This is a genomic window from Nocardioides sp. NPDC059952, assembly GCF_042730435.1.
GTDB lineage: Bacteria > Actinomycetota > Actinomycetes > Propionibacteriales > Nocardioidaceae > Nocardioides.
Window position 1 is genome coordinate 54,455 of the sequence record NZ_JBHWLY010000018.1, and the last position, 24,223, is coordinate 78,677.

20 protein-coding genes and 1 riboswitch are annotated in these 24,223 nt (G+C 68.9%); of the genes, 6 read left to right on the top strand and 14 right to left on the bottom strand.

The window, feature by feature from the left end; genetic code table 11:
• Window positions 1-32: 32 nt before the first annotated feature.
• Entirely contained in the window at window positions 33-935 is a 903-nt protein-coding gene (locus ACFV9G_RS10910; RefSeq protein ID WP_378727486.1) for a hypothetical protein, read from the bottom strand.
• Between the two features lie 300 nt (window positions 936-1,235).
• Window positions 1,236-1,652, bottom strand: coding sequence for an organic hydroperoxide resistance protein (locus tag ACFV9G_RS10915; protein ID WP_378727487.1), 417 nt, complete (start codon window positions 1,650-1,652; stop codon window positions 1,236-1,238).
• Window positions 1,653-1,700: 48 nt separating this feature from the next.
• On the opposite strand from ACFV9G_RS10915, the gene ACFV9G_RS10920 reads away from it, so the two are divergent.
• Complete coding sequence (locus ACFV9G_RS10920) at window positions 1,701-2,162, top strand: MarR family winged helix-turn-helix transcriptional regulator (RefSeq protein WP_378727489.1); 462 nt, start codon at window positions 1,701-1,703, stop codon at window positions 2,160-2,162.
• 4 nt (window positions 2,163-2,166) lie between these two features.
• On the opposite strand, the gene ACFV9G_RS10925 is transcribed toward ACFV9G_RS10920, so the two are convergent.
• The 4 genes from ACFV9G_RS10925 to trpS are packed head-to-tail and all read right to left on the bottom strand — an operon-like array spanning window position 2,167 to window position 4,898.
• Window positions 2,167-2,391, bottom strand: a complete 225-nt coding sequence (locus ACFV9G_RS10925; RefSeq protein ID WP_141791899.1) for an SCO4848 family membrane protein — start codon at window positions 2,389-2,391, stop codon at window positions 2,167-2,169.
• A 12-nt stretch (window positions 2,392-2,403) separates the two neighbouring features.
• Window positions 2,404-3,279 carry a YihY/virulence factor BrkB family protein gene (locus ACFV9G_RS10930; protein WP_378727490.1) on the bottom strand — a complete coding sequence of 292 codons (876 nt, stop codon included), beginning with the start codon at window positions 3,277-3,279 and terminating at the stop codon, window positions 2,404-2,406.
• A 44-nt stretch (window positions 3,280-3,323) separates the two neighbouring features.
• Complete coding sequence (locus ACFV9G_RS10935; RefSeq protein WP_378727491.1) at window positions 3,324-3,848, bottom strand: 2'-5' RNA ligase family protein; 525 nt, start codon at window positions 3,846-3,848, stop codon at window positions 3,324-3,326.
• A gap of 12 nt (window positions 3,849-3,860) precedes the next feature.
• Window positions 3,861-4,898 (bottom strand): tryptophan--tRNA ligase, encoded by a 1,038-nt coding sequence (gene trpS / locus ACFV9G_RS10940; RefSeq protein WP_378727492.1) that lies wholly within the window; start codon window positions 4,896-4,898, stop codon window positions 3,861-3,863.
• A gap of 440 nt (window positions 4,899-5,338) precedes the next feature.
• On the opposite strand from trpS, the gene ggpS reads away from it, so the two are divergent.
• Entirely contained in the window at window positions 5,339-7,621 is a 2,283-nt protein-coding gene (gene ggpS / locus ACFV9G_RS10945) for a glucosylglycerol-phosphate synthase (RefSeq protein WP_378727494.1), read from the top strand.
• Window positions 7,622-7,669: 48 nt separating this feature from the next.
• On the opposite strand, the gene ACFV9G_RS10950 is transcribed toward ggpS, so the two are convergent.
• Window positions 7,670-8,872 carry an MFS transporter gene (locus ACFV9G_RS10950; protein ID WP_378727495.1) on the bottom strand — a complete coding sequence of 401 codons (1,203 nt, stop codon included), beginning with the start codon at window positions 8,870-8,872 and terminating at the stop codon, window positions 7,670-7,672.
• A gap of 122 nt (window positions 8,873-8,994) precedes the next feature.
• Here ACFV9G_RS10950 and ACFV9G_RS10955 point away from each other — a divergent pair, with 122 nt between their 5' ends.
• Window positions 8,995-9,207 (top strand): helix-turn-helix domain-containing protein, encoded by a 213-nt coding sequence (locus ACFV9G_RS10955; protein ID WP_091052828.1) that lies wholly within the window; start codon window positions 8,995-8,997, stop codon window positions 9,205-9,207.
• Window positions 9,207-9,746: a Clp protease N-terminal domain-containing protein gene (locus ACFV9G_RS10960; RefSeq protein WP_378727496.1), complete on the top strand. Its 540-nt coding sequence runs from the start codon at window positions 9,207-9,209 to the stop codon at window positions 9,744-9,746. The genes ACFV9G_RS10955 and ACFV9G_RS10960 overlap by 1 nt, the downstream gene beginning before the upstream one ends.
• Window positions 9,747-9,780: 34 nt before the next feature.
• Here the strand turns inward: ACFV9G_RS10960 and ACFV9G_RS10965 are convergent, their stop codons facing one another.
• Both ACFV9G_RS10965 and ACFV9G_RS10970 read right to left on the bottom strand, forming a co-directional pair.
• Window positions 9,781-13,353, bottom strand: coding sequence for an ATP-binding cassette domain-containing protein (locus ACFV9G_RS10965; protein WP_378727497.1), 3,573 nt, complete (start codon window positions 13,351-13,353; stop codon window positions 9,781-9,783).
• Between the two features lie 199 nt (window positions 13,354-13,552).
• Window positions 13,553-15,757, bottom strand: a complete 2,205-nt coding sequence (locus tag ACFV9G_RS10970) for an NADP-dependent isocitrate dehydrogenase (RefSeq protein ID WP_378727498.1) — start codon at window positions 15,755-15,757, stop codon at window positions 13,553-13,555.
• Window positions 15,758-15,979: 222 nt separating this feature from the next.
• Here ACFV9G_RS10970 and ACFV9G_RS10975 point away from each other — a divergent pair, with 222 nt between their 5' ends.
• Window positions 15,980-17,068 carry an MIP/aquaporin family protein gene (locus ACFV9G_RS10975; protein WP_378727499.1) on the top strand — a complete coding sequence of 363 codons (1,089 nt, stop codon included), beginning with the start codon at window positions 15,980-15,982 and terminating at the stop codon, window positions 17,066-17,068.
• A 57-nt stretch (window positions 17,069-17,125) separates the two neighbouring features.
• Here the strand turns inward: ACFV9G_RS10975 and ACFV9G_RS10980 are convergent, their stop codons facing one another.
• The 5 genes from ACFV9G_RS10980 to ACFV9G_RS11000 form a co-directional block, all read right to left on the bottom strand.
• Entirely contained in the window at window positions 17,126-17,488 is a 363-nt protein-coding gene (locus ACFV9G_RS10980; RefSeq protein WP_378727500.1) for a DUF3017 domain-containing protein, read from the bottom strand.
• Window positions 17,489-17,492: 4 nt separating this feature from the next.
• Window positions 17,493-18,344: a bifunctional methylenetetrahydrofolate dehydrogenase/methenyltetrahydrofolate cyclohydrolase gene (locus tag ACFV9G_RS10985; protein WP_378727501.1), complete on the bottom strand. Its 852-nt coding sequence runs from the start codon at window positions 18,342-18,344 to the stop codon at window positions 17,493-17,495.
• Between the two features lie 197 nt (window positions 18,345-18,541).
• Window positions 18,542-20,119, bottom strand: a complete 1,578-nt coding sequence (purH, locus tag ACFV9G_RS10990; RefSeq protein ID WP_378727502.1) for a bifunctional phosphoribosylaminoimidazolecarboxamide formyltransferase/IMP cyclohydrolase — start codon at window positions 20,117-20,119, stop codon at window positions 18,542-18,544.
• A 30-nt stretch (window positions 20,120-20,149) separates the two neighbouring features.
• Window positions 20,150-20,226: riboswitch (ZMP/ZTP riboswitch) on the bottom strand.
• Window positions 20,227-20,236: 10 nt separating this feature from the next.
• Window positions 20,237-20,848: a phosphoribosylglycinamide formyltransferase gene (purN, locus tag ACFV9G_RS10995; protein ID WP_378727503.1), complete on the bottom strand. Its 612-nt coding sequence runs from the start codon at window positions 20,846-20,848 to the stop codon at window positions 20,237-20,239.
• Window positions 20,849-20,920: 72 nt separating this feature from the next.
• A complete protein-coding gene (locus tag ACFV9G_RS11000) occupies window positions 20,921-22,177 on the bottom strand; it encodes a DUF6350 family protein (RefSeq protein ID WP_378727504.1) in 1,257 nt (418 codons plus the stop codon).
• A 156-nt stretch (window positions 22,178-22,333) separates the two neighbouring features.
• Between ACFV9G_RS11000 and ACFV9G_RS11005 the strand changes: the two genes are divergently transcribed.
• Window positions 22,334-24,166 (top strand): hypothetical protein, encoded by a 1,833-nt coding sequence (locus tag ACFV9G_RS11005; protein WP_378727505.1) that lies wholly within the window; start codon window positions 22,334-22,336, stop codon window positions 24,164-24,166.
• The last annotated feature ends 57 nt before the right edge of the window (window positions 24,167-24,223 follow it).

Below are 24,223 nucleotides of genomic sequence, written 5' to 3' on the forward strand. Positions count from 1 at the left end.
CAGAACGTCCCGTCGTATCCACCAACACCGCCTCATGCGACTCCTCTCAGGAAGCGCCTTCGTTGGGCTTTCGTCAGGGCCCGGCGCTGTTCGACCGTGACGGTTGGGGTCCACCATGCGGGCGGGTCCGATGTCCATCTGCGTTCTTGACCTTGGCGCAGCGCTCGCGCTCGCGCTTCTTGCGTACGCTGCAGGAAACGAGTCGGATCACGCCGGTCGAACGACGTCATCGTGACGTACTCCAGACCTGCCCTGCGAAAGAGGCTCTCCCGCTGGATGTCGCCTGCCCGCCGCTCGCCGGCGAGGTGGAAACCGCCGTCGTACTCGCCGACGACTCCGGCCTCGACATCCAGCAGGTCCGGGGTGCCGATGTGATCTCCGGCGAGATCGAAGATCGGATGGTTGCACAGTGGATGCGGAAGACCGAGGTCGAGCTGCCAGTGCAGGCGCATCTCGGGCTCCATCGGCGACCAGCTGTTCTCGTCGGCGAGCCCGATGGCCTGACGGAGCTGTTCCACTCCGTACCAACCGTTAAGCGTGCCCGCATACTCGACCAGCTCGGCGATCGAGACACGGTCGGTCTGCAGCGCCATGTCGAGCAGGGCCACCGCGTGCCGGAGCGTCGTCGCCCGACGCGCCTCGAACGCCGCAGACCGCAGCGGATGGGTTCCGCTGACGCCATCGAGGACGTACCACTGGCCCAGTGGCAGGCGCTCGGCCGAAAGCAGGATTCCAGGCCGGGTCCGATAGCGATGATTGGTGACGACGATCGGCACCGGCCTCGCATTGCCGTTCCCGTCGACCCCATCGAACCAGCGCGCGCCGGCCCAGGCGAAGGCCGCCCAGCCGGTGACGTGTCCTCCAGGGATCTCTGTGGCCGCCTCCAGAACACGCTGCTGCGGTCGATCGGAGTCGACAGAGGAAGGGACGTACAAGCCAGGGCCGGTCCTCCGCCAAGCGCTCCCCCGTACCTGCCGGGGCGTCGGCCCGTTCTCCCCGGTCGGATCCACCCGCACCGGCGCGACGAGCCCCAGCGCCCGGCCCCCGTGAGGAGCTGGCTGGAAGTGGGCGACCCGAGACATCACAGAGCGATGGTCCGCCACATGCGATCAACCCGCACCCAGTTACGAGCGCCCCTGTGGATAACCACCACACAACGGATACGACGGGACGTTCTTGTCGGCCTACCAGGCGGTAATGGACAAGTACGTCCCGTCGTATCGCTAACGGGAACCTCAGGCGACGGTGAGCTTGACCTCGATGTTGCCGCGGGTGGCGTTGGAGTACGGGCAGACCTGGTGGGCCTGCTCGGCGAGCTGCTGGGCAGTGGCCGCGTCGGCGCCGGGGATGGTGACCTCGAGCTGCACGGCGAGGCCGAAGCCGCCCTCACCGTTGTTGCCGATGCTCACGTCGGCGACGACCTCGGAGTCGGTCATGTCGACCTTGGCCTTGCCCGCGACCAGCTTGAGCGCGGAGTGGAAACAGGCGGCGTACCCGGCGGCGAAGAGCTGCTCGGGGTTGGTGGCGCCACCCTCACCACCCATCTCCTTGGGGATGCGGACGTCGGCGTCGATGAGACCGTCGGTGGACTGGACGTGGCCGTTACGGGCGTCGCCGGTGCTGACTGCGGTGGCTGTGTAGATCGGTGTCATGTGCACAACTATATTGCGCACAACTCAATAGCGCAAGGGAGTAGACTGATGGATGTGTCCGGACGTACCTATCCGCAGCTCGCGCTCGACCTGCAGCTCTGCTTCCCTCTGTACGCAGCGACCCGAGCCGTCACGAAGCGCTATGTGACGCTGCTCAAGGGGACCGGGCTGACCTATCCGCAGTATCTGGTGATGCTGGTGCTCTGGGAGGCCGACGAACCGTCGACCGTGACCTCCCTCGGCCAGCGGCTACGGCTCGACTCCGGCACCCTGACGCCGCTGCTGAAGCGGCTCGAGACCGCCGGCCTGGTGCGGCGCGACCGCGATCCCGGCGACGAGCGCCGGGTGCTGGTCAGCCTCACCGACGACGGCCGGGCCCTGGAGGAGCAGGTCTCCGGCGTGCCGCTGCAGCTCGGCGAGTCGATGGGGATCACCCATGCCGAGGCCCTCGCCCTGCGCGACCAGCTCACCGAGCTCGTCGACCACCTCGACACGGCCGAGTCCCCCTGAGGATCTATCCCCTCGTCAGCAGCCGCTGCACGCCCAGCTTGATCAGCAGTCCACCGAGAAGGACGTCGACGACCACGAGCACGGCGTGGGCGATGTAGTAGGGCTTCGGACGGGTCTGCTCCGGGTCCTTGGCGGTCTTGACGAGGTTGCGGCCGAAGTTGGTCCAGATCGCGATCGTCCAGATGCCGATGACCAGGAGGAGCGCGCCGTCAGTCTTCTCGAGCTTCATGATCTGACTCTCTCATGACGATCGAGTCGCCCTCACGTGGGCGTAGGAGGCGGCGTACAGGATCACCATCGAGGTGTAGTGGATCCAGACGACCAGGATGAGCGCGATGCCGAAGGCTTGGAAAGCGGGCTGTCCCTGGGTGGCCTTGAGCAGCAGGGTGGAGGCCTGCTTGAGGATCTCGAAGCCGATCGCGCCGAGCACCGCCCCGATCCACAGGGGAGCCTTCGGGGTGTCCTTCTGGGGTGCAAGGTGGAACATCGCGAAGAAGAGCACCGTGTTGGCGGCGAGGCCGAGCACCAGGGTGAGGAGGACGATCAGCCAGCCGAAGCCTTCGTCGAGGCCGATCCAGTCCAGGACGTTGACCGAGAAGGTGCGTACGAGGCCGGTGAACGCGACCGCCACCAGCAGGATCAGGCCGAGCCCGATGAGTGCGACCAGGTCGCGGGTCTTGGCCGCCAGGAATCCCGGCTGTTCCTCCTCGGGCACCAGGAAGACCGCGTCGAGCGCCTTGCGCAGCCCGTCGATGAATCCGAGGCCGGCATAGAGCAGACCGATGACACCGATGAGCCCGACCGTGCTGGCCGCACTCTCGATATCGGAGATCTTCAGCTGTCCTGCGCCGTCGCCGACCAACCCGGGCAGGACATGGTCGATCGCCTCGACGAGGTCGCTCTCTGCTCCGGAGTAGAACTTGGCGATCTGACCCACGGCGAAGAACGCGAGCGCGAGGATCGGGAAGGTCGACAGGAAGCCGAAGTAGGTGATCGCGCCGGCCTGCTGGGCGGCACCCACCTCGCCGTAGTGCTCCTGCGTGCGAACCACCCGGTCCAGCTCCGGAAAACGCACCCGCAGCTCGGCGATCTTCGCCTTGACCTTCTCTTTGAGCATCCCGAGGTCCCCATCCGTCGTTCGTGGGCGGGCCCGAGCCCGCCTCAACCGGTCAGTGCTGCCCTCAGCGCGAACTCCCGCGTCGGACGCCAGCCATCGGTGTCGTCGTGGACATAGAGGTGGAACGCCTCGACCGACCACTCGCACTCGAAGTCGGCGAGCTCACCGAAAGCCTTGTCGAGGCTAGCGTCGGGAAGGTCGTGAGCGATCGTGACATGCGGGTGATAGGGAAACGTGAGCTTCTGGTCGAGCGGACCCTGCCGGACCGCATTGGCCAGCTGTTCACAGCCCGAGATGCCCTGCACCACTGCCACGAACACCACCGGCGAGACCGGCCGGAAGGTGCCGGTGCCTCGCAGGTGCACGCTGAACGGGGCGACCCGCGAGGCAGCGGACTCGAGATGGCCCTCGACGTCCGGCAGCAGGTCGTCGTGGATCTCCGTCGGTGGCACAAGAGTGATGTGCGTCGGGATCATGGTCGCCGTCGCGTCCCCGAGAGACGTCCGGTAGTCCTGGAGCTGGCTCGCCCACGGCTCCGGGATAGCGATGGCAACACCGATGGTGCGCATGCGCCGACCTTACTAGCCGAGCGGCGACGCGGGGGGCACAAGGCCAACCCGCTCGTAGACGTCGGCCAGAGTCTTGCGGGCGACCACGCCTGCCTTCTCCGCACCCTGCTGCAAGATGCCGTCGAGGTACGCCCGGTCCTCGAGGACCTCGAAGGTCTTCTCCCGGAACGGGGTGACGTAGTCGACGACGACCTCGGCGAGATCCTTCTTCAGGTCGCCGTAGCCCTTTCCTGCGTACTTGCCGACCAGGGTCTCGATCTCGGAGCCGGTCAGCGCGGAGTAGATCCGGAGCAGGTTGGAGACGCCCGGCTTGGCCTCCTCGTCGAAGCGGATCTCCATCTCCGAGTCGGTGACCGCCGAGCGGATCTTCTTCGCCGAGACCTTCGGGTCGTCGAGCATGTCGATCAGGCCGTTCGGGCTCGAGGCCGACTTCGACATCTTGATCGCCGGGTCCTGGAGGTCGTAGATCTTCGCGACCTCCTTGAGGATGTAGGGCTCGGGCAGCCGGAACGTCTTCTTGTAACGGCTGTTGAACCGCTGCGCGAGGTCGCGGGTCAGCTCGAGGTGCTGTCGCTGGTCCTCGCCGACCGGGACGTACGCCGGGCGGTAGAGCAGGATGTCGGCGGCCATCAGCATCGGGTAGGAGAAGAGGCCGACGGAGGCCGCGCCCTCACCACCCTTGGCGGACTTGTCCTTGAACTGGGTCATCCGCCGGGCCTCACCGAACGAGGTGATGCATTGCATCACCCAGCCGAGCTGGGCGTGCTCGGGAAGGTGTGACTGGACGAAGATCGCGGATCGCTCCGGGTCGACACCGGCGGCCAGGAGCTGGGCGGCGGCCCGCCGCGTACGCTCCCGGAGCACCTTCGGGTCCTGCTCGACCGTGATCGCGTGCAGGTCGGCGATGAAGAAGAACGGCTCGTGCTCCTCCTGCAGGCTCACCCACTGCCGGACCGCGCCGAGGTAGTTGCCGAGGTGGTAGGAGTCCGCCGTCGGCTGGATGCCGGAAAGGACCCTGGGCCTAGTCGTAGGAGCAGTGCTGCCGGTCATGTGCGCATTCTGTCAGCCACCCGCCGAAAGGCTCGAAATGGTGGGAGGAAGAGGATCGAGAACCGATCCGTACGAGCTGTGGACCCTGCCCGCGGCACCGATCTGCGTGCCGGCCATGGGCCTCGGCGCCCCCCGTGATCAACGTCGAGGACCGTGGTCGCCCGCGGTCTTCTTGAAGGCCGCGGGCAGGATCCGCATGCCCCATCAACGACGGATCCTCGATGGAGTTATCGAACAGGTGCATCCAATTTCTTACGAGTTTGTGGACCTCCTGAGAGGCTCTACTCAGCGCAGATTCGATGATGCGTCAACCGCCCGTTCCCGGCCTGACATGTGCCCCTGTTAGCCTGGTTGGTCGACCCGCGGATCCTCCCAGGGGTCCGCAGCCTCGGGCCAGCTGCCGAATCGGCCTCGAGGCCAGGCGACCCTCGAGGAGACTTGTGAACGACACGTCCGCTGCCAACGCACGCATGCTGCTAGCGACCGATCTGGACGGAACCTTCCTAGCCGGCGACCCCGAGGCGAAGGTCAAGCTGTACCAGACGCTGAGCCGCCGCGAGGACGTACTGCTGTCCTTCGTCACCGGTCGTGGGCTGGAGTCGGTGCTGCCGCTGCTCGCGGACCCGACCATCCCGACGCCCGACTTCATCATCTGCGATGTCGGCGCGACCATCGTGACCGGACACGACCTGCTCGCCGTCGAGCCCATCCAGCAGGAGATCGCCGCCAAGTGGCCGGGCGAGCTCACCGTGCTCGAGAAGATCGGCGACCGCCCCGGACTGGTCCGACAGAACGTGCCGCAGGACCGCCGGGTCTCCTACTTCTGCGACCCCGAGGCCGTCACCGACGACCTCGCACCGCTGGTCGCGGAGATCGGCTGCGACCTGCTCTACTCCGCCAGCCACTACCTCGACGTGTTGCCCGCCGGGATCAACAAGGGCTACACCGTCACCAAGCTCGTCGAGCACCTCGGCATCCCCAAGGACCGCGTGCTGGTCGCCGGGGACACCCTCAACGACCTGTCGATGTACGACATCGGGTTCCCGGGCGTCTGCGTCGGCGAGGCCGAGGACCTGCTGCTGGACGCGACCCGCGACAAGGAGCGTACGTTCCACGCCACCTCCCCCGGCACCGGCGGGATCCTGCAGGCGATCAGGCACTTCAACCTGCTCGACGACGAGCACATCTACGACCCGGAGAACGACGCCGACGACCCGGGGAAGTCCGACCTCGTGATGGTCTACCACCGGCTCCCCTATGACGAGGTGATCGAGGACGGAGAGGTCAAGCGCCGGCGCCCGAAGTCGCCCAACGGCATCATCCCGACGCTGCTCTCCTTCTTCACCGAGCGCACCGGGTCCTGGGTCGCCTGGTCCATCGACGACCCCAAGCGCGGCAAGTTCGCCACCCACACGGTCGTCGACCCCAAGCTCTACCCGGGCCTGGTGGCCTCCCGGCTGCCGCTGTCGAAGAAGGACGTCGACGTCTTCTACAAACGCTTCTCCAAGGAAGCGTTCTGGCCGCTGCTGCACACCTTCTGGGAACGCGCGAAGTTCAAGGAGGAGGACTGGAAGGTCTATTGCCGGGTCAACCGGGCCTTCGCCGAGCAGGCGGCGGCCGAGGTGGCGTACGGAGGCATCGTCTGGATCCACGACTACAACCTGTGGATGGTGCCGGCCTACCTACGGGAGATGCGGCCGGACGTGAAGATCGCGTTCCTGCACCACACCCACTTCCCCGGTGCGGACGTGTTCAACGTGGTGCCGTGGCGCCGCGAGATCATCGGCTCGCTGCTGCAGTGCGACTACATCTCGTTCCACATCCCCCGTCAGGTCGAGAACTTCGTCGACGTGGCCCGCGGCGTGGCGCCGGTCGAGGTCGTCGAGACGGAGGACTCGGCGCCTCGGTTCCGGACGTACGGCTTCGCTCTCGGTCTGGACACCATGCCCTCGGTGATCGACGTCGGTGGGCGCCGGGTGCACCTGGGCGCCAACCCGGTCAGCGTCGACACGACCCGGATCGAGCAGACGCTGGCCACCCCGGCGGTGCAGAGCTCGATCGCTCGGGTGGCGGACGAGTTCGAGGGCCAGCGGATCGCGCTGGCCGTATCCCGGCTCGACTACACCAAGGGCGTGCTGCAGCAGCTCGAGGCCTTCGAGCGGGCGCTGCTCCAGGACCCGTCGTTGCTGGGCGAGCTGTCGCTGGTGCTGGTGTGCGTGCCCGCGGCCGGCGAGATGACCGTCTACAAGACGCTGCAGAACCAGATCGAGCAGGCGGTCGGGCGGATCAACGGCCGGTTCTCGCGGATGGGCTGGATGCCGGTGCACTTCTACTTCCGGCCGATCCCGTTCGACGAGCTGCTGGCCTACTACGCCAACGCCGACATCATGTGGATCACCCCGCTGCGCGACGGCCTCAACCTGGTCGCGAAGGAGTACGCCGCGGTCCACGGTCTCCTCGGCACGAGCGGCACGCTGGTGCTCTCCGAGTTCGCCGGGGCGGCCGCCGAGCTGCGCGGCGCGGTGCTGACCAACCCCCACGACGTCTCCGACATGGTCCGGGTCTTCCTGCAGGCCGTCGACATGGACGAGGCCGAGGCCAAGGACCGGATGCGCGGGTTGTGGGACACCGTCCGCCACCACGACTCCAAGGCCTGGGCCGACGGATTCCTCGCGGCGGTCGAGGCCGCCACCGCCTCGGGTGACGACGAGGCGGCCCTCTAGAAGATCTCGCCGAGTCGGCGCGTTCTAACGCGCCGACTCGGCGTTCTCCTAGGCCCTACGCCGGTGGATGCTGGTGCTCCACAGCAGCACCACCATCCCGGCGGCGGCCAGGCCGGCGCCGACCAACGGCGCCTCGCGGACGCTCCAGACATCGAGGGCCAGGCCGCCGGCGAAGGCACCGAGGGCGTTGGCGATGTTGAGGCTCGCATGGTTCATCGCCGCGCCGAGGGTCACCGCGTCGTCGGCGACGTCCATCAGGCGCACCTGCAGGTTGATCACCAGCACCGACGCGATCGCGGTGGTCAGGAAGGCGACCGGCGCAAGCCACCACCCGGCCGGGGCGACCAGCCAGAAGAGGGTCAGCACCGCCACCATGCCGAGGCTGCTCGCGAGCAGCGATCCCATCACCGACCAGCGGGCCAGCTCGCCCGCGACCCAGGTGCCGACGACCATTCCGACGCCGAACGCGAACACGAACCACGGCACCGCTCCCTCGGCCAGGCCGGCGGTGTCGGTGACGATCGGGGAGATGTAGGAGTAGGCCGCGAACATGCCGCCGAACCCGATCGCGCCCGCGAGCATCGTCAGCCAGACCTGCTTGTTGGTGAAGAACCGGCCGGCCTCGCTGCGGCCGGTCGCGTTCGGGTCGCCCGGGAAGTGGGGCACCGAGAGCTGCACCAGCACCACGGTCAGCAGGGCGAGGCCTGCTGCGGCTGCGTACGGCGCCCGCCAGCCGGCGGTCTGACCGAGCCAGGTCGCGAACGGGACACCGATCACGTTGGCGACCGAGAGCCCGAGCATCACCAGGGCGACCGCCCGGCCGCGGTGCTTCGGCGCGGCCATCGACGTGGCGACGATGGTCGCGACACCGAAGTAGGCGCCGTGCGGGAGCCCGTCGAGGAACCTCGCGACCAGCAGCATGTGGAAGTCGACGGCGACCGCGCTGAGCACGTTGAACAGGGCGTACGCCGCCATCAGCGACAGCAGCAGCCCCTTGCGCGGAAGATGGGCGACGAAGAACGAGAGGATCGGTACGCCGACGACCACCCCGACCGCATAAGCGCTGATCAGGTGGCCGGCCGTCGAGGTTCCGACACCGACGCCCTCGGCGATCTCGGGCAGCACGCCCATGGTGACGAACTCGGTCGTACCGATCGCGAACCCGCCCATCGCGAGCGCGAGCACGGCGATGACGAACTGGACAGGGGTGACCGGTCTGACGGCGGTCTCGGCGGTGGCGGTATCGGTCACTACTGCCTAACCTTCGGCGATTTGTGGGCTATTCCGTGAATCGGTGTGACCCCGGTCCCGCCGCCCGAGCGATCCTGTCAACCATGGTTGACACGGCGAGATTGTCAACCTATATTGACAGCATGACGGATGCGAAGGATCTCGCCGAGTCGGCCGCGAGCGCCGACCCGAGCACGGGGTTGCGAGCCGCGCTCGCGCTGCGTCGCCTCGCCGACTCGCTGGAGCGGCTGCAGGTGGCGAACGCCCGCCGACAGGGATGGGCCTGGCAGGAGATCGCCGACGCGCTGGAGGTCAGCCGCCAGGCGGTCCACAAGAAGTACTCGAAGGAGATGTGATGTTCGAGAGATTCACCAAGTCGGCCCGCGATGCGGTGACCGCGGCCCAGACGTACGCCACCGAGCTCGGTCACGAGCGCATCGGCGACGACCACCTGCTGCTGGCGATCGGCTCCAGCGCCGGTTCGTCCGCTGCCCGGGCGCTCACCGAGGCCGGGGTCGAGGCGGGAGCGCTGCGGGCGGAGGTCGAGCGGGCCCATGGGCGTCTCGGCAACGACGACGCCGACGCGCTGTCGACGCTCGGGATCGACCTGGACGCGGTGCGCTCCAAGGTGGAGGAGGTCTTCGGCGCCGGCGCCCTGGACAGCGGGAAGCCGCGCCGCCGTCTCGGCGGGCACATCCCCTTCACCAAGGACGCGAAGAAGGTCCTCGAGCTCTCGCTGCGCGAGGCGATCCGGCTCGAGGACCGCTCGATCGGGACCGAGCACATCCTGCTCGGCGTCCTTCGCGCAGAAGGGGAAGGACATGCTGCCCTACAGGCCCTCGGCGTGGATGCTGCTGCGCTGCGCCGCACGCTCGAGCACGGCGAGGCCGCCTGACACCGAGGCGTCAGGCGGCCTGCCGAGCCGGAGGTCAGCCGGCGAGGTGGGACCAGGCCGGGGCGAGCTCGGCCCACGGACCCACCGCGGCGATCTCGCCGTCGACCATGACGACGACGCGGTCGGCCTGGGCGAGAGCGGCTCGCTTCGAGGTGGCTCCGATGACCGTCGTGTGCCGGTCGCGCAGCGCCCGCCAGAGCTCGATCTCGGTCGCGGCGTCCAGCGCCGAGGACACGTCGTCGGCCAGGAGCAGCTCGGTGTCGGCGGCCAGCGCTCGTGCGAGGGCGAGGCGCTGGACCTGCCCCCCGGAGAGCCGTACGCCACGGTGACCGACGATCGCGTCCGCGCCGCCCGCCTCCTTGACGTCGAGCTCGAGCCGCGCGTCGGCGACCGGGCTGTCGAAGGGTCGATCGTGGCCCAGGCGGATGTTGTCGGCGAAGGTGCCGGAGAGCACCCGTGGCACCTGGGCGACGTACGCCACCTGCCCCGGCCTCAGGAAGGACTGCGGGTCCTGGACCAGCTCGTCGTTCCACCGGATGGTGCCGGTGTGCTCGATGAGGCCGGCCAGCGACGCCAGCAGGGACGACTTGCCGGAGCCGACCTGCCCCACGAGCAGGACCAGCTCGCCGCGCGAGATCGTGAGCGAGACGTCGGAGACACCGATCGTGCCGTCGTCGTGGACCGCTGACAGGGCCGAGATCTCGAGGGAGTCGAGCGGCACCTGGTCGACCGGACCCGGATCCGGCGCTTCACCGGAGACCAGGTCGACGCCCGGCGGCAGGTCCATCAGGTCGCGACCACCGGCGAACCGGCTGGTCTCCTTCTGCCACGCACGCGTGCCCGGAGCCTCGGTGACGACCATTCCGGCCACCCGGCCGAACCAGTCGAAGCCCGAGACGGCGTTGGCCACCAGCAGCGCCGTGGCCAGACCCCAGCCGCCGCCGAAGTAGATCCCCCAGGCGGCCACGACGCCACACTGCACCATGAGCGCGGGCACCCCGTCGAGGAATGCCTGCACCCGGTGTTCCTTCACCGCTGCCTCGACCCGGCCGGAGTCGACGTGCTGCAGGTGGGCGTGGACCTGCGGGGTGGCCGCGGCCAGCTTCACGGTGCGTACGGACTCCAGCGCGGAGACCACCGCGCGACCGAACCGAGCGCGAGCGGCGGAGGAGGCCGTGGCGGAGCGGCCGGCGATCGGCCGGCCGACCGCGGAGGCCAGCGCCGAGGCGATCATGACGACCAGGAGCACGGCGCCCGCGAGCGCGGTGCCCGCCAGCAGGGCGGTGATCGTCGCGATGACCAGACCGTTGACGAAGTCGACCCAGCGGTCGGCGTAGCGGGCGTAGCGGTCCGCGTCCATCGAGCGAGCGACGACCTCACCCGGCGGCGTACGCGTCAGCCGGTGCTGGCGGGTCTGGCCGTAGAGCACAGCCATCCGGGCCCGCAGCATGACCTCGATCCACCAGCGCGGGTAGCGGTAGAAGGCGTCGGCGAGCATCAGCGGCGCGGCCAGCAGGCTGACTACGAGCAGCACCGACATCACCGTCGGCCTGCCGCCGTCCTGCAGCGACTCGACGATCCGGCCCCACAGGAGCCCGGTGAAGGCACCCTGCGCACCGGTCATCGAGGCGAACAGGAAGAGCAGCGCACCCGCGACACCCCACTCGGGGCGCAGGAACAGGGCGTGCAGGATCCCCCGGGCGAGAGTCGGCCCGGTGCCGACCTCGGGGACGTCCGGCGGAGCGCCCGAGCGACGCTTGCCGCCCACGTTGCCCTCCGCGACATGATCGAGGGTGGAGTGGTCGATGGCCAACGATCGGTCCAGCGCGTCCGGCGACGGCGAGTCGTGGTGATCGGTGCGGCTGGCCTCCAGCAGGTCGCGGAACGGCCCGGGCGCGGTCGCCAGCGAGGCCCTCAGGCCGTGCTGGATCACCCGGCCGTGGTCGAGCACGGCCACATGAGGAGCGCGCTCGATGGTGGAGAGCCGGTGGGCGATCAGGATGCCCGTGCGCCCGGTCAGCAGCCGGTCGGCGGCCGCGACCACCCGGCGCTCGGTGAGCGGGTCCATCCGCGCGGTCGCCTCGTCGAGCACGACCACGCGCACGTCGCGCACCAGCAGCCGCGCGAAGGCGACCAACTGCTCCTCCCCCGCCGACAACGAGGTGCCGCCGGGGCCGAGCAGGGTGTCGAGCCCGTCAGGGAGACCCCCGACCCACTCGGAGAGCCCGAGCCGGGCCACCGCCCGCTCGATGTCCTCGCGCGGACGCTCGTCGTCGAAGAGCGCGATGTTCTCCGCGAGCGTGCCGGCCAGGATCTCGGTGCGCTGTGTCACCACTCCCACGGAGGCGCGCAGCTGCTGCAGGTCGAGGTCGCGTACGTCCACGTCACCCAGGAACACCGAGCCGCGCGGCGGCTCGACCGCCCGGGAGAGCAGCGAGGCGAGCGTCGACTTGCCCGAGCCGGTGCGGCCCACCAGGGCGATGGTGTCGCCGGCCGGCACCGTGAGCGAGATGCCCTGGAGGGCGAAGGTGCCCTCGGCGTAGGAGAAGGTCAGGTCGCGCAGGTCGACCTCCAGCGCTCCCCCGTCGGGCACGGGCGCGCCGCCTTCGGGCTCCGGCTCGGAACCCATCATCTGACGCAGCCGGATGACCGCGCCGAGGCCGGCCTGAATGTCAGGCAGGTGGTTGGCGAGCATCGCGATCTGGCCCACGAACGTGCTCGTGACCAGGAACAACGTCACCAGCGCGCTGATCCCGAGGCGGTCGGTCGCGGCGAGCGCCACTCCGGCCAGGCCGATGCCGGCCAGCAGCGAGTGGAGCAGCACCCCGGCGCGACGACCGACCTTGGCCTCGACCGTGACGACCGCACGGAACTTCTCGTGGACCGTCGCCGACAGTCTCGCCACCCGGGCGACCACGTGGTCCTGGCCCAGGCTCGTACGCAGGTCGTCACGCCCCGCGATGCCCTCCTCGAGCACGGCGGCATGGTCGGTCCAGGACGCCTCCTCGATGACCTTGAGCTCGGAGATCTTGCCCAGCAGCCGACGGATGACGAACCAGGTCACCACGGCGAGCAGCGGGAACAGGATCGCCGCCGGCCACCAGGTGAAGCTGGCCACGATCCACATCGGCAGCGCCGCGAAGACCGAGCGGAAGAGCATCCACAGCTGCCAGCGCAGCAGGTTGCCGACCTCGTGGGAGTCGTCGTCGACCCGGTCGAGGATCTCGCCGACGGCCTGCTCGCTCAGCTCCGAGAGCGGCTGTCGCATGGCAGCCTGGAGCACGTCCTCGCGCAGCTTGCCCTCGACCCGGTCGGAGACCCCGACCCAGGCGATCTTCGCGGTCGAGTCGACCAGCGAGGCGCCGATCACGCACAGCGCCAGCCAGCCGACCAGGCTCGCGGTCGGGTTCTCTGCCAGCCGTCCGGCCACGACGGTGCCGATCGACTGACCCACCATGGCGACCGCCAGCGCGATCAGCGCCGCGACCGTGACCGGCCCCTTCAGGCGTCGCCAGTCGACCTGCCGGCTCGGGTCGGCAGGGTCGGCGGGGACTCCGAGAGCCTTGCCTGAGGTGGGCGCGGGCGGAGTCGAGAGGGTCGCAGTCATCAGAAGATCACGGTATGCGCGACCACCGACACCCACCTAAAGGTTTTCCGCCCTCACCCGGCCACAAACACGATGCTGACCTGCACCTATAGGAATCAGAAGAAAGATCTGGAGACCAAGGTCACGTACGCCGGGAAGGTGTCCTGACACAGGACGACGGCCCGGCACGAGTCCGTGCCGGGCCGTCGCAAGGGGTCGACTAGAGAGAGTCGATCGCCTCGTTGAGCGTCGTGGACGGACGCATCACGGCGGTGACCTTCTCGGGGTTGGGCAGGTAGTAGCCGCCGATGTCGGCGGGCTTGCCCTGGACCGCGAGGAGCTCCTCGACGATCTTGGCCTCGTTGGCGGCGAGGGTCTCGGCGAGACCCTTGAACGCGGCCGCGAGCTCGGTGTCCTCGGTCTGCGCGGCGAGCTCCTGGGCCCAGTAGAGGCCGAGGTAGAAGTGGGAGCCGCGGTTGTCCGTGGTGCCGAGCTTGCGACCCGGCGAGCGGTCGTTCTCGAGGAACGTCGCGGTCGCCCGGTCGAGCGCCGCCGCGAGCACCTTCGCGGAAGGAGCCGAGGCCTGCTCGGCGTACTTCTCGAACGCAGGCACCAGCGCGAAGAACTCACCCAGCGAGTCCCAGCGGAGGTAGTCCTCCTCGACCAGCTGCTGCACGTGCTTCGGGGCCGAGCCGCCCGCACCGGTCTCGAACAGACCGCCACCGGCGATCAGCGGGACGATGGAGAGCATCTTCGCCGACGTACCGACCTCGAGGATCGGGAACAGGTCGGTGTTGTAGTCACGCAGCACGTTGCCGGTGACCGAGATGGTGTCCTCACCGTTGCGCAGGCGCTCGAGGGAGTACGCGGTGGCGAGCTCGGGCGAGAGGATCTTGATGTCCGCGCCCTCGGTGTCGCCGACGATGGACGAGTCGGCGAGGTACTTGGTGACCTTGGCGATCAGCGAGGCGTCGTGGGCGCGCGACTCGTCGAGCCAGAAGATGGCCGGGGTCTTGGAGTCGCGGGCCCGGCTGACGGCGAGCTTGACCCAGTCGCGGACCGGGATGTCCTTGGTCTGGCAGGCACGCCAGATGTCGCCGACCTCGACGTCGTGCTCGATGAGCACGTCGCCGGCCTTGTTGAGCACCCGCACGGTGCCGGCGGCCGAGATCTCGAAGGTCTTGTCGTGGGAGCCGTACTCCTCGGCCTTCTGCGCCATCAGACCCACGTTGGGGACGGTGCCGATCGTGGCCGGGTCGAGCGGGCCGTTCTTCTTCACGTCGTCGATGACGGTCTGGTAGACCCCGGCGTAGGAGGAGTCCGGAATCACCGCGAGGGTGTCGTCCTCGCCGCCGTCGACGCCCCACAGCTTGCCGCCGTTGCGGACCAGGGCCGGGATCGAGGCGTCGATGATGACGTCGGAGGGGACGTGCAGGTTGGTGATGCCCTTGTCGGAGTTGACGTAGGACAGGCGCGGGCCCTCGGCGATGGCAGTCGCGATGGCCTTCTCGATCTCGGCGCCCTTCTCCAGGCCGGAGAGGCCCGACAGGATCGCGCCGAGGCCGTCGTTGGCGGACAGGCCGGCGGCCTGGAGGTCGGCGCCGTACTTCTCGAAGACGTCCTTGAAGTAGGCCTTCACGACGTGGCCGAAGATGATCGGGTCGGAGACCTTCATCATCGTCGCCTTCAGGTGCAGCGAGAAGAGCACGTCGTCGGCCTTGGCCTTGGCGAGCGCGTTCTCGAGGAAGGCGTGCAGGTTGGCGACGGACATGTACGTCGCGTCGACGATCTCGCCCTCGAGCACCGGCAGTTCGGCGAGCAGCGTCACCGTCTCGCCGTCGGCCTTCTCGAGCACGATGGAGAGCGTGTCGTCGGCCGGGATGGTCACGGACTTCTCGTTGGACTTGAAGTCGCGCGCACCCATCGTGGCGACGGTCGTCTTGGAGTCGTCGGAGAACGGCTTGTTGGTGTGCGGGTGGGCCTTGGCGTACGCCTTGACCGAGCCCGGCGCGCGCCGGTCGGAGTTGCCCTCACGCAGGACCGGGTTCACCGCGGAGCCCTTGACCTTGTCGTACTTGGCCCGGATCTCCTCCTCCTCGGGCGTGCTGGGCGCCTCGGGGTAGTCGGGGATCTGGTAGCCCTGGGTCTGCAGCTCCTTGATCGCGGCCTTGAGCTGCGGGATGGAGGCGGAGATGTTGGGCAGCTTGACGATGTTGGCTTCCGGCGTCTTCGCCAGCTCACCGAGCTCACCGAGCGCGTCGTCGGCCAGGCCGAACTGGGCCAGGATGCGCGAGGCCACGGAGATGTCACGCGTCTCGACCTCGACCCCCGCCTTGGCCGCGTAGGCCGAGACGATCGGAAGGAAGGAGTACGTCGCCAGCAGCGGCGCCTCGTCGGTGTGGGTGTAGATGATTCGTGCGGCCATTGCTGTGGCTACTCCTGACGAAACGAAAGTGTCTTGACATCAAGATAACAGAGAGGGTGGCGTAACGCCGCCCCGCCCCACCTAAGCACCACGATGTGCCGTCGCAAAAGAGTTACTGTGTGTCAACACCTCATGTTGTTCAGGTGACTGCTGATACCTGAGTGCTTCTCGGGTGTCGATGGGTCTGACCGACGTCAACAGACATTGAAGGGTTTAGGGGACATGACTGAGGAATCATTGTCGGCGGCGGAGCCGACCTTCATCCAGAAACTCGCAGCCGAGGTCATCGGGACATTCATTCTGGTGTTCCTCGGGTGCGGCTCGGTCGTCGCGATCATCGCCGGCGCCACCCACGCCGGACCGAGGAACGCCCTCTGGGGCCTCGAGGTCGCCGCTGTCGGCCTGGCCTTCGGCATCGCCGTCGTGATCGGCGCCTACACCTTCGGCCGCATCTCCGGTGGCCACTTCAACCCGGCCGTGACTCTCGGCGTGGCCTCGGCCGGCCGGATCAGCTGGAAGGACGCGGGCGCCTACATCGGCGCACAGTTCGTCGGCGCGACGCTCGGTGCGCTCGTGCTGTTCCTCGTCGCACTCTCTTCCGGCTACAACTCGTGGAGCGACGGCGGCCTCGCAGCCAACGCCTGGGGTGACGGAGCCGGAACCGGGCTCATCGGCGCGATTCTCGCCGAGCTCGTCCTCACGTTCATCTTCGTCTTCGTCATCCTCGGTGTCACCGACAAGCGGGCGGGGACCAACGCCACCGCGGCGCCGCTGGCCATCGGTTTCTCGCTCGCCGCGATCCACTTCGTCGGCATCCCGTTGACCGGCACCTCGGTCAACCCCGCCCGGTCGTTCGGACCAGCCCTCTTCTCCGGCACCGACGCACTGGTCGACCTCCCGGTCTTCCTGATCATCCCCGCGGTCGGCGGTGCCCTGGCCGGGTTCGTCTACCCGCTGCTCTTCAACAAGGACGGCTCCGAGATCCCGGGCGCAGGACTCGCCTTCGGCGGCGACAACCTGACCCCTGCCCCCAGCTTCCAGTCGTGGGACTCCCAGGCGGCCGCCCCCGCGGCACCCGCAGCTGCCGCCACCCCGCCCGCACCGGCAGCGCCCGCCGCACCGGCCGCGGACCCCGCACCGGCAGCTCCCGAGACCAGCGACCGCACCATCGTCTCCGGCGGCGCCGGCAACGGTGGCCAGCCGGCCTGGCAGCAGCCGACCCAGACCACCGAGGGCGACCTCCCGGTCTACGAGCAGGACGGCTGGCGCTGGGACTACGCCAAGCAGGAATGGGTCCCGATCGAGCAGTAGTCTCGAGAAGCACGAAGGCCGCCCCTCGGGGCGGCCTTCGTCCTATTTGTTACGTCTTCATTCTCCGGGAACGGTCACCGCGAGGATCCACAGCGCACCCGCGGTCAGCGCCAGCAGGGCCACGTCGAACCAGCGGTTGCGCACCGCCAGCATCCCGGCATCCTTCGTACGCAGCACCGCCCGCCCCAACGACGCGGACCCCACCCCGGCGGCGAGGACGATGATCCCCACCCGCCAGTGGCCGAAGCCGACCAGCCCGAGACCGACGATCGCCGCCGTCAGCACCCCGAGGTAGACGAACCCGCCGATGGTCGAGGGGAAGCCGCGTACGTCTTGGAGGTCCGTCTTCTCGTGCTCAGGAGCAACCGCCGCCGGTGCGGGAGCCTGCGGCGTGGGGGTGAGCGGCGGGTGGACGGACACGATGTCAGAGCCTTTCGAGAGCCTTCTCAGCGCTGAGGACGATATTGGAGAGCAGCATGGCGCGTGTCATCGGACCCACCCCACCCGGGTTCGGCGACACCCAGCCAGCTACGTCCCACACGTCCTCGGCGAGGTCTCCTGCGATCTTACCGTCGACGCGGGAGACACCGACGTCCAACAGGGCCGCGCCCGGCTTGACCATGTCCTTGGTGATGATCCCGGGCACGCCGGCGGCAGCCACCACGATGTCGGCGTTGCGGGTGTGGGCGGCCAGGTCGCGGGTGCCGGTGTGGCACAGAGTGACCGTGGCGTTCTCCGAGCGGCGGGTGAGCAGCAGGCCCAGCGGACGCCCGACGGTCAGCCCACGGCCGACCACGACGACCTCGGCGCCCTTGATCTCGACCCCGTGCCGCCGCAGCAGCTCGATGCAGCCCACCGGGGTGCACGGCAGCGGCCCGTCCTCACCGAGGACCAGCTTGCCGAGGTTGTAGGGGTGGAGGCCGTCGACGTCCTTGTCCGGAGCGACCCGGGAGAGCAGCGCGAACTCGTCCAGGCCGGTCGGCTGCTGGATGAGGAAGCCGGTGACGGCCGGATCCGCGTTGAGCTCGTCGATGACCTTCTCGACCTCCGCCTGGGTGGCCGTGGCGGGCAGGTCGACACGGGTCGAGGCGACACCGATCTCGGCTGCGTCCTTGTGCTTGGCGTTGACGTACCAGTGCGAGCCGGGGTCGTCGCCGACCAGGACGGTGCCGATGCCCGGGGTGATGCCCTGGGCCTTCAGCTTCTCGACCCGCTCTGCGAGCTCGGCCTTGATCGCCTTCAGCGTCGCGGTGCCGTCCAGCTTCTGTGCTGTCACGATGTCAATCCTGTCACTCGGTCTTCAAAGAATTTCGTACGCTGCGGTGTGGCGCGTCGTTTCGCGCTCGCTTCCGCGCCGGTTTGTCCAGCAGTCCGACTTACGCCGGGCTTTCGCCGACGCGGCGCAAAGGTCCCTCCCCCGCTTCGCTCCTCCGGGACATTTGCGCCGAGTCGGCGCTTAGCGCGCTGCGCGCGCTAGTGCGCGAAGTGGCGGGTTCCGGTGAAGTACATCGTCACCCCGGCTGCCTCGCAGGCCTTGATGGTGAGCTCGTCGCGGATGGAGCCGCCGGGCTGGACGATCGCCTTGACGCCGGCGTCGAGCAGGATCTGCGGGCCGTCCTCGAAGGGGAAGAAGGCGTCGGAGGCGGCGACGGCGCCGCGGGCACGCTCGGAGCCCTCGGCGAGGGTGTTCGCACGCTCGACGGCCAGGCGGCAGGAGTCGACGCGGTTGACCTGGCCCATGCCGATGCCGACCGAGGCACCGTCGGAGGCCAGCAGGATCGCGTTGGACTTGGCCGAGCGGCAGGCCTTCCAGGCGAAGGCCAGGTCGGCGAGGGTGGCCTCGTCGGCGGCCTCGCCCGTGGCCAGCGTCCACGAAGCCGGGTCGTCGCCCTCGGCGTCGACGTGGTCGACCTGCTGCATCAGCAGGCCACCGGAGATCGGGCGGGTCTCGACCGGGGCACGCTCGTCGGCGGGTGCGACCAGGATGCGGATGTTCTTCTTGCCCTGCAGGATCTCGACCGCACCGTCCTCGTAGCCCGGCGCCACGATGACCTCGGTGAACACCTCAGCGACCTGCTGGGCCATCTCGACCGTCACCGGCCGGTTGGAGGCGATCACGCCACCGAAGGCGGAGACCGGGTCGCAGGCGTGGGCGCGCCGGTGGGCCTCGGCGATGTCGGCACCGACGGCCAGGCCGCACGGGTTGGCGTGCTTGATGATCGCCACCGCGGGCTCGGCGAAGTCGTTGGCAGCGCGCCGGGCGGCATCGGTGTCGGTGTAGTTGTTGTAGGACATCTCCTTGCCGTGCAGCTGCTCGGCACGGGCGAGCCCGGCGGGGCCGAACCCGTTGAGGTAGAGAGCGGCCTTCTGGTGCGGGTTCTCGCCGTAGCGCAGCACGGTCGCCTTCTCGTACGTCCCACCGACCCACGCCGGGAAGCCGGTGCCGTCGGTGCTGTCGGTGAGCACGGAGCCCATCCAGGAGGCGACCTGGACGTCGTACGTCGCGGTGTGGACGAACGCCTTGGCCGCCAGCGCCTTGCGCTCCTCGTAGGTGAAGCCCTCGCCCCGCGCGGCCTCAAGAGCCTTCGCGTAGTCGGCACCGTCGGTAACGATCGCGACGGACGGGTGGTTCTTCGCGGCGGCGCGAACCATGGACGGGCCACCGATGTCGATCTTCTCGATGCAGTCGTCGATGCCGGCGCCGGAGGCGACGGTCTCGGCGAACGGGTAGAGGTTCACCACGACCAGGTCGAACGGCTCCACCTCGAGCTCCTTGAGCTGCTCGACGTGGGACTCGAGGCGGCGGTCGGCGAGGATGCCGGCGTGCACGCGCGGGTGGAGCGTCTTCACCCGGCCGTCGAGGCACTCGGGGAAGCCGGTCAGGTCCTCGACCTTGGTCACCGGCAGGCCGAGCTTCTCGATCAGTGCTGCCGAGCCGCCGGTCGAGACGAGCTCGACACCAGCGTCGTGGAGCCCGCGGACCAGGTCTTCGAGACCGGTCTTGTCGTAGACGGACACCAAGGCCCGCTTGATGGTGATCTGATCGAGCACAGCAATCTCCTCATCGGTCAACGATTTCGATGAGGGCACCCAGGCGGTCGATGCCGTCTCTCACACTCCCCGGTGGTCCCCCACCTGCGCCAGTCGTGTGCTCGTCACTCTAACCGCTCAGGCAGGTCCGAATCGAACTCGCCTGCCGTCGACGGTGTAGCCCTCACGGGCGATCCGTCCGACGTTCTCGACGAGCATCGAACGCTCCACGACCTTGATCCGCTCGTGCAGCGTCTCCTCGGTGTCGTCGTCCTTCACCGGCACCGTCACCTGCGCCATGATCATCCCGGTGTCGACCCCTGCGTCGACGACGAACAGCGTCGCCCCGGTCACCTTCACGCCGTACTCCAGCGCGTCCCGCGCCCCGTGCATCCCCGGGAAGGACGGCAGCAGCGCCGGATGCGTGTTGAGCGTCTTCCCCCCGAACCGGTCCAGGAACGCCTCCCCCACCAGCTTCATGAACCCGGCAGAGACGACCAGATCAGGCTCGTACGCAGCCACCGACTCCGCCAGCGCCGCATCCCACTCCTCGCGCGACCCGAAGTCCTTGACCCGGTGCACGAACGTCGGGATCCCGGCGTCGCTCGCCCGGGTCAGCCCCTGGATCCCGTCGCGGTCGGCCCCGACCGCGACCACCTCCGCCCCGAACTCCGGCGACGCGCAGGCGTCCAGCAGGGCCTGGAGGTTGGTGCCCGACCCGGACACGAGGACGACAAGACGAAGAGCCACGCCGTCACTGTAGAGCAGCACCAGGCTCGCGCCTGCGCCCAGTGAGCACCACCGGGCCCCCACCCGCACGAATCACTCGTCGGCGGGGAGCGTACGCCGGTGCCACCAGGTCATCGTGAGCCCGGCGAGGAGACCGGCGAGGCCGAAGAAGGCGATGGCGTTGACGAGCACCTGCCCGGCGTACGGCCCGACGTCGGCCATCCGGCCGGGGCCGACGGATCCGCCGGCGACGCCGGAAAGAATGGCGAGGAGCAGGCCGGCGACGACGCCGGCGCTGACGCCGCGGAGGGCGCCCTCGGACCAGCGCAGGGTGGGCCGGACCCGGCTGACCCGACAGACGGCCCAGAAGGCGGTGAGCGGGCCGAGCGCCATCACCGCGGCGACCCAGGCGGGCGGGGCGCCGTTGTCGGGCAGGGCGGCGAGCATCGGGAACATCGGCAGCGGGCCGAGGGTGACCGCCGTCGGGGTGACGGTGGTGCCGACACCGACCGTGAAGCCCGGGCCCAGGGCGTACGCACTGGAGAAGAGCACGGCGTTGGGGAGCACGAAGACGGCGAGCAGCGAGTAGAGGATGATCCCGCCGACGTCGAGGTGGAGCTGGGAGACGACGTTGACCGACGTGGTGAAGTCGGTGAAGAGGGCCGCGAAGAACACCAGGGTGCTGACCGCGAACCACCAGACCAGGATCGACCTGACCATCACGAGTACGTCCACGGCGGCGCGTGGCAGCAGCGTGATCCACAGCGCCGCGCGGCCGGAGCCGACCGCGATCGCGGGCAGGGCCACGACCACGCAGAGCCCGACCGACCAGGCGAAGACGCCGGCGATGCTCGGAGCCGTGACTGGGGTGCCGGCGACGAGCGCCGTCACGATCGCGGTCACCGTGTAGCCGAACGTGAACAGCCCGGCGACGACCGGGACGGTCAGGTCGCGCTCGCCGTCGGCGAGGGCGTTGGCGTCAGGGCCGTGCAGCGAGACCGCGTCACCTACCCGGACGCCGACCTGCCACAGAACCCAGGCGAGGACGAGGGTCAGCCCGAGCGGGACGACGGTGACCGCGACCCCGGAGACGACGACGCCCGAACCGTGACCGAGCAGCCACCCGATCGCGGCGACACGCAGGGCGTCCGAGGGTTCGCCGTGGGCGCCCATGTCGCTGATGAACCAGCCGAGGATGCCGATCGCCAGGCACACGATCAGCGTGGCTGCGGCCGTGCCGATGCCGCCGAGCAGGGCGACCGCGACCAGCGGGCGGCGATGGCGGAGATCATGGAGATCATCCGCGGAGAGCCCGCGGTCAGGGGTGCGAGGAGGCAGGAGCGAGGACATCGCGTCTCATCCTCCCAACCCCGGCACCCTCGATCTCGGCGACGCGCCGCCAGGAGCGGTCCCCGGCTTGGTCACAGCGGTTGATACCCGCCTGTGCATCTGCGGGTATTGCCGTTCATTCGACCGAATCACCTACAGTTGACCGCTGACATGGGCATGACCACGGCAGACCACGAGACCTTCGAGGCGTTCTATCAGGACGTCCGTGGGCGCCTCCTTCTCCAAACCTGGTCGCTGACCGGGGATCTGGAGGCCGCCAAGGCTGCCGTGCGCGGCGCGCTGGTCATCACCTGGCACCACTGGCGCAAGGTGAAGCCGATGGACGACTTCGAGCGCGAGGACTGGGTGCGCCCGATCGCCTGGTCCAAGGCGATCCGCAACCACTCGGTGCCCCTGCTCCACCGCGACCAGACGATCGCGCCGGAGGCGCGCCACACCCTCTCCGCGCTGCGCGGCCTGCCGCTCCACGACCGCAAGGTCTTCCTGCTCGGCCACCTGACCAGCGTCGACCTGGCTCAGCTGGCCCGTGAGGTCGGCACCCCGATCAGCCGCACCGAGACCGACCTACAGGCCGCCAACGCCGCCATCTGTGCCGAGCTCGGGATCGCTCCGGAGCAGCTGCAGTCGATCTTCGACCCGCTCGTCGACGTGCTCACCGAGCAGCCCTGGCCGAAGACCTCGACGATCACCACCGCCGGCGCCGTGCGCCGCCGGGTGCACACCACCATCGGCGCCGCCGCGGCCATCGCCGCCCTGGTCGGCACCGGCTTCTTCGTCACTCAGGGCGCCGAGACCGCGCCGCGGCTCAACACGCTCTCGATGCAGTCGGCGGCCGAGGAGTTCGAGGTCGAGCCCAGCCAGATCCCCGGCAAGAAGCTGACCGCCAAGGACCTGATGACCGAGGAGGAGGTCGCGAAGATCTACGGCGGCACCTGGGCCGTGGACATCTCCTCCGACAACCTCGAGGGCACCGGCCTCACCATTCCCTGCCAGGCCGACACCTCGGCCGACAAGCGGCCGGTGGCGAGCCTGGCGCGCACCTTCACCGCCAAGGCGAAGGCGACCACCGCCGGCACCACGATCGAGTCATCGGTCGACGCGACGGCTGCGGCTGCGGCGTACAAGAAGATGCAGGGGTGGTACGCAGCGTGCGCCGAGCCCCGCTACCAGCTGATGGTCACCGAGACGGTCGAGGGCATCGGAGACCAGGCGACCCTGTTCACCTACCGCGACTGGGAGAACAACCGGGCGGTCACCTACGGCGTCGCACGCACCGGCAGGCACACCGCCGCGGTGACCGTGAAGACCGAGGGCAAGTCCAGCACGACCGCGGCCAGGACCTCGACGATGCTCGGCACCGCCGTCCACAACCTCTGCTCGATGCCGGGTGCGGGCGCGTGCGTGGAGACCAAGCGTCCGCAGGCGACGGTGGTCCCGCTCGCCACCGGCAAGGCACCGGGGCTGATCAACGAGACCGACCTGCCGCCGGTCAGCACCATCGGTGACCCCTGGGAGGGCACCGAGGCGAAGGCGGCCAAGACCAACCCGGCCCAGACCCGCTGCGACAGCACCGAGTTCAACGCCAAGGGCATGACCGGCGCCCAGACGCGTTCCTTCGTGATCCCCGAGACGAAGAAGAAGCTCGCGCCGATCTTCGGTCTCACCGAGACGGTCGGCAAGTTCGGCTCCGCCAAGGAGGCGCAGGCCTTCAACGTCGCGATCAAGGGCCGGCTGGACAAGTGCAGCGACAAGCAGCTCGGTAGCCACGTCACCCAGCTCGCGACCGAGTCCATCAAGGACGGCGCGATCACGGTGTGGGACATCCGGGTCGAGCTCGAGAACTCCTCGATCTACTACCGGATGGCCGCGATCCGGCGCGGCGCCAACGTCGCCCAGATGAGCTTCGTGCCCGACGGCGACGCCGACATCAGCAACTCCGACTTCGTCGCGCTCACCAAACGCGCTGCGTACCGGCTCGACTATCTCTGAGTCCCTCTTCAGAAGACTTGTCCCTCCGGATGCAACCGGACCTGCCTCCCATGCATC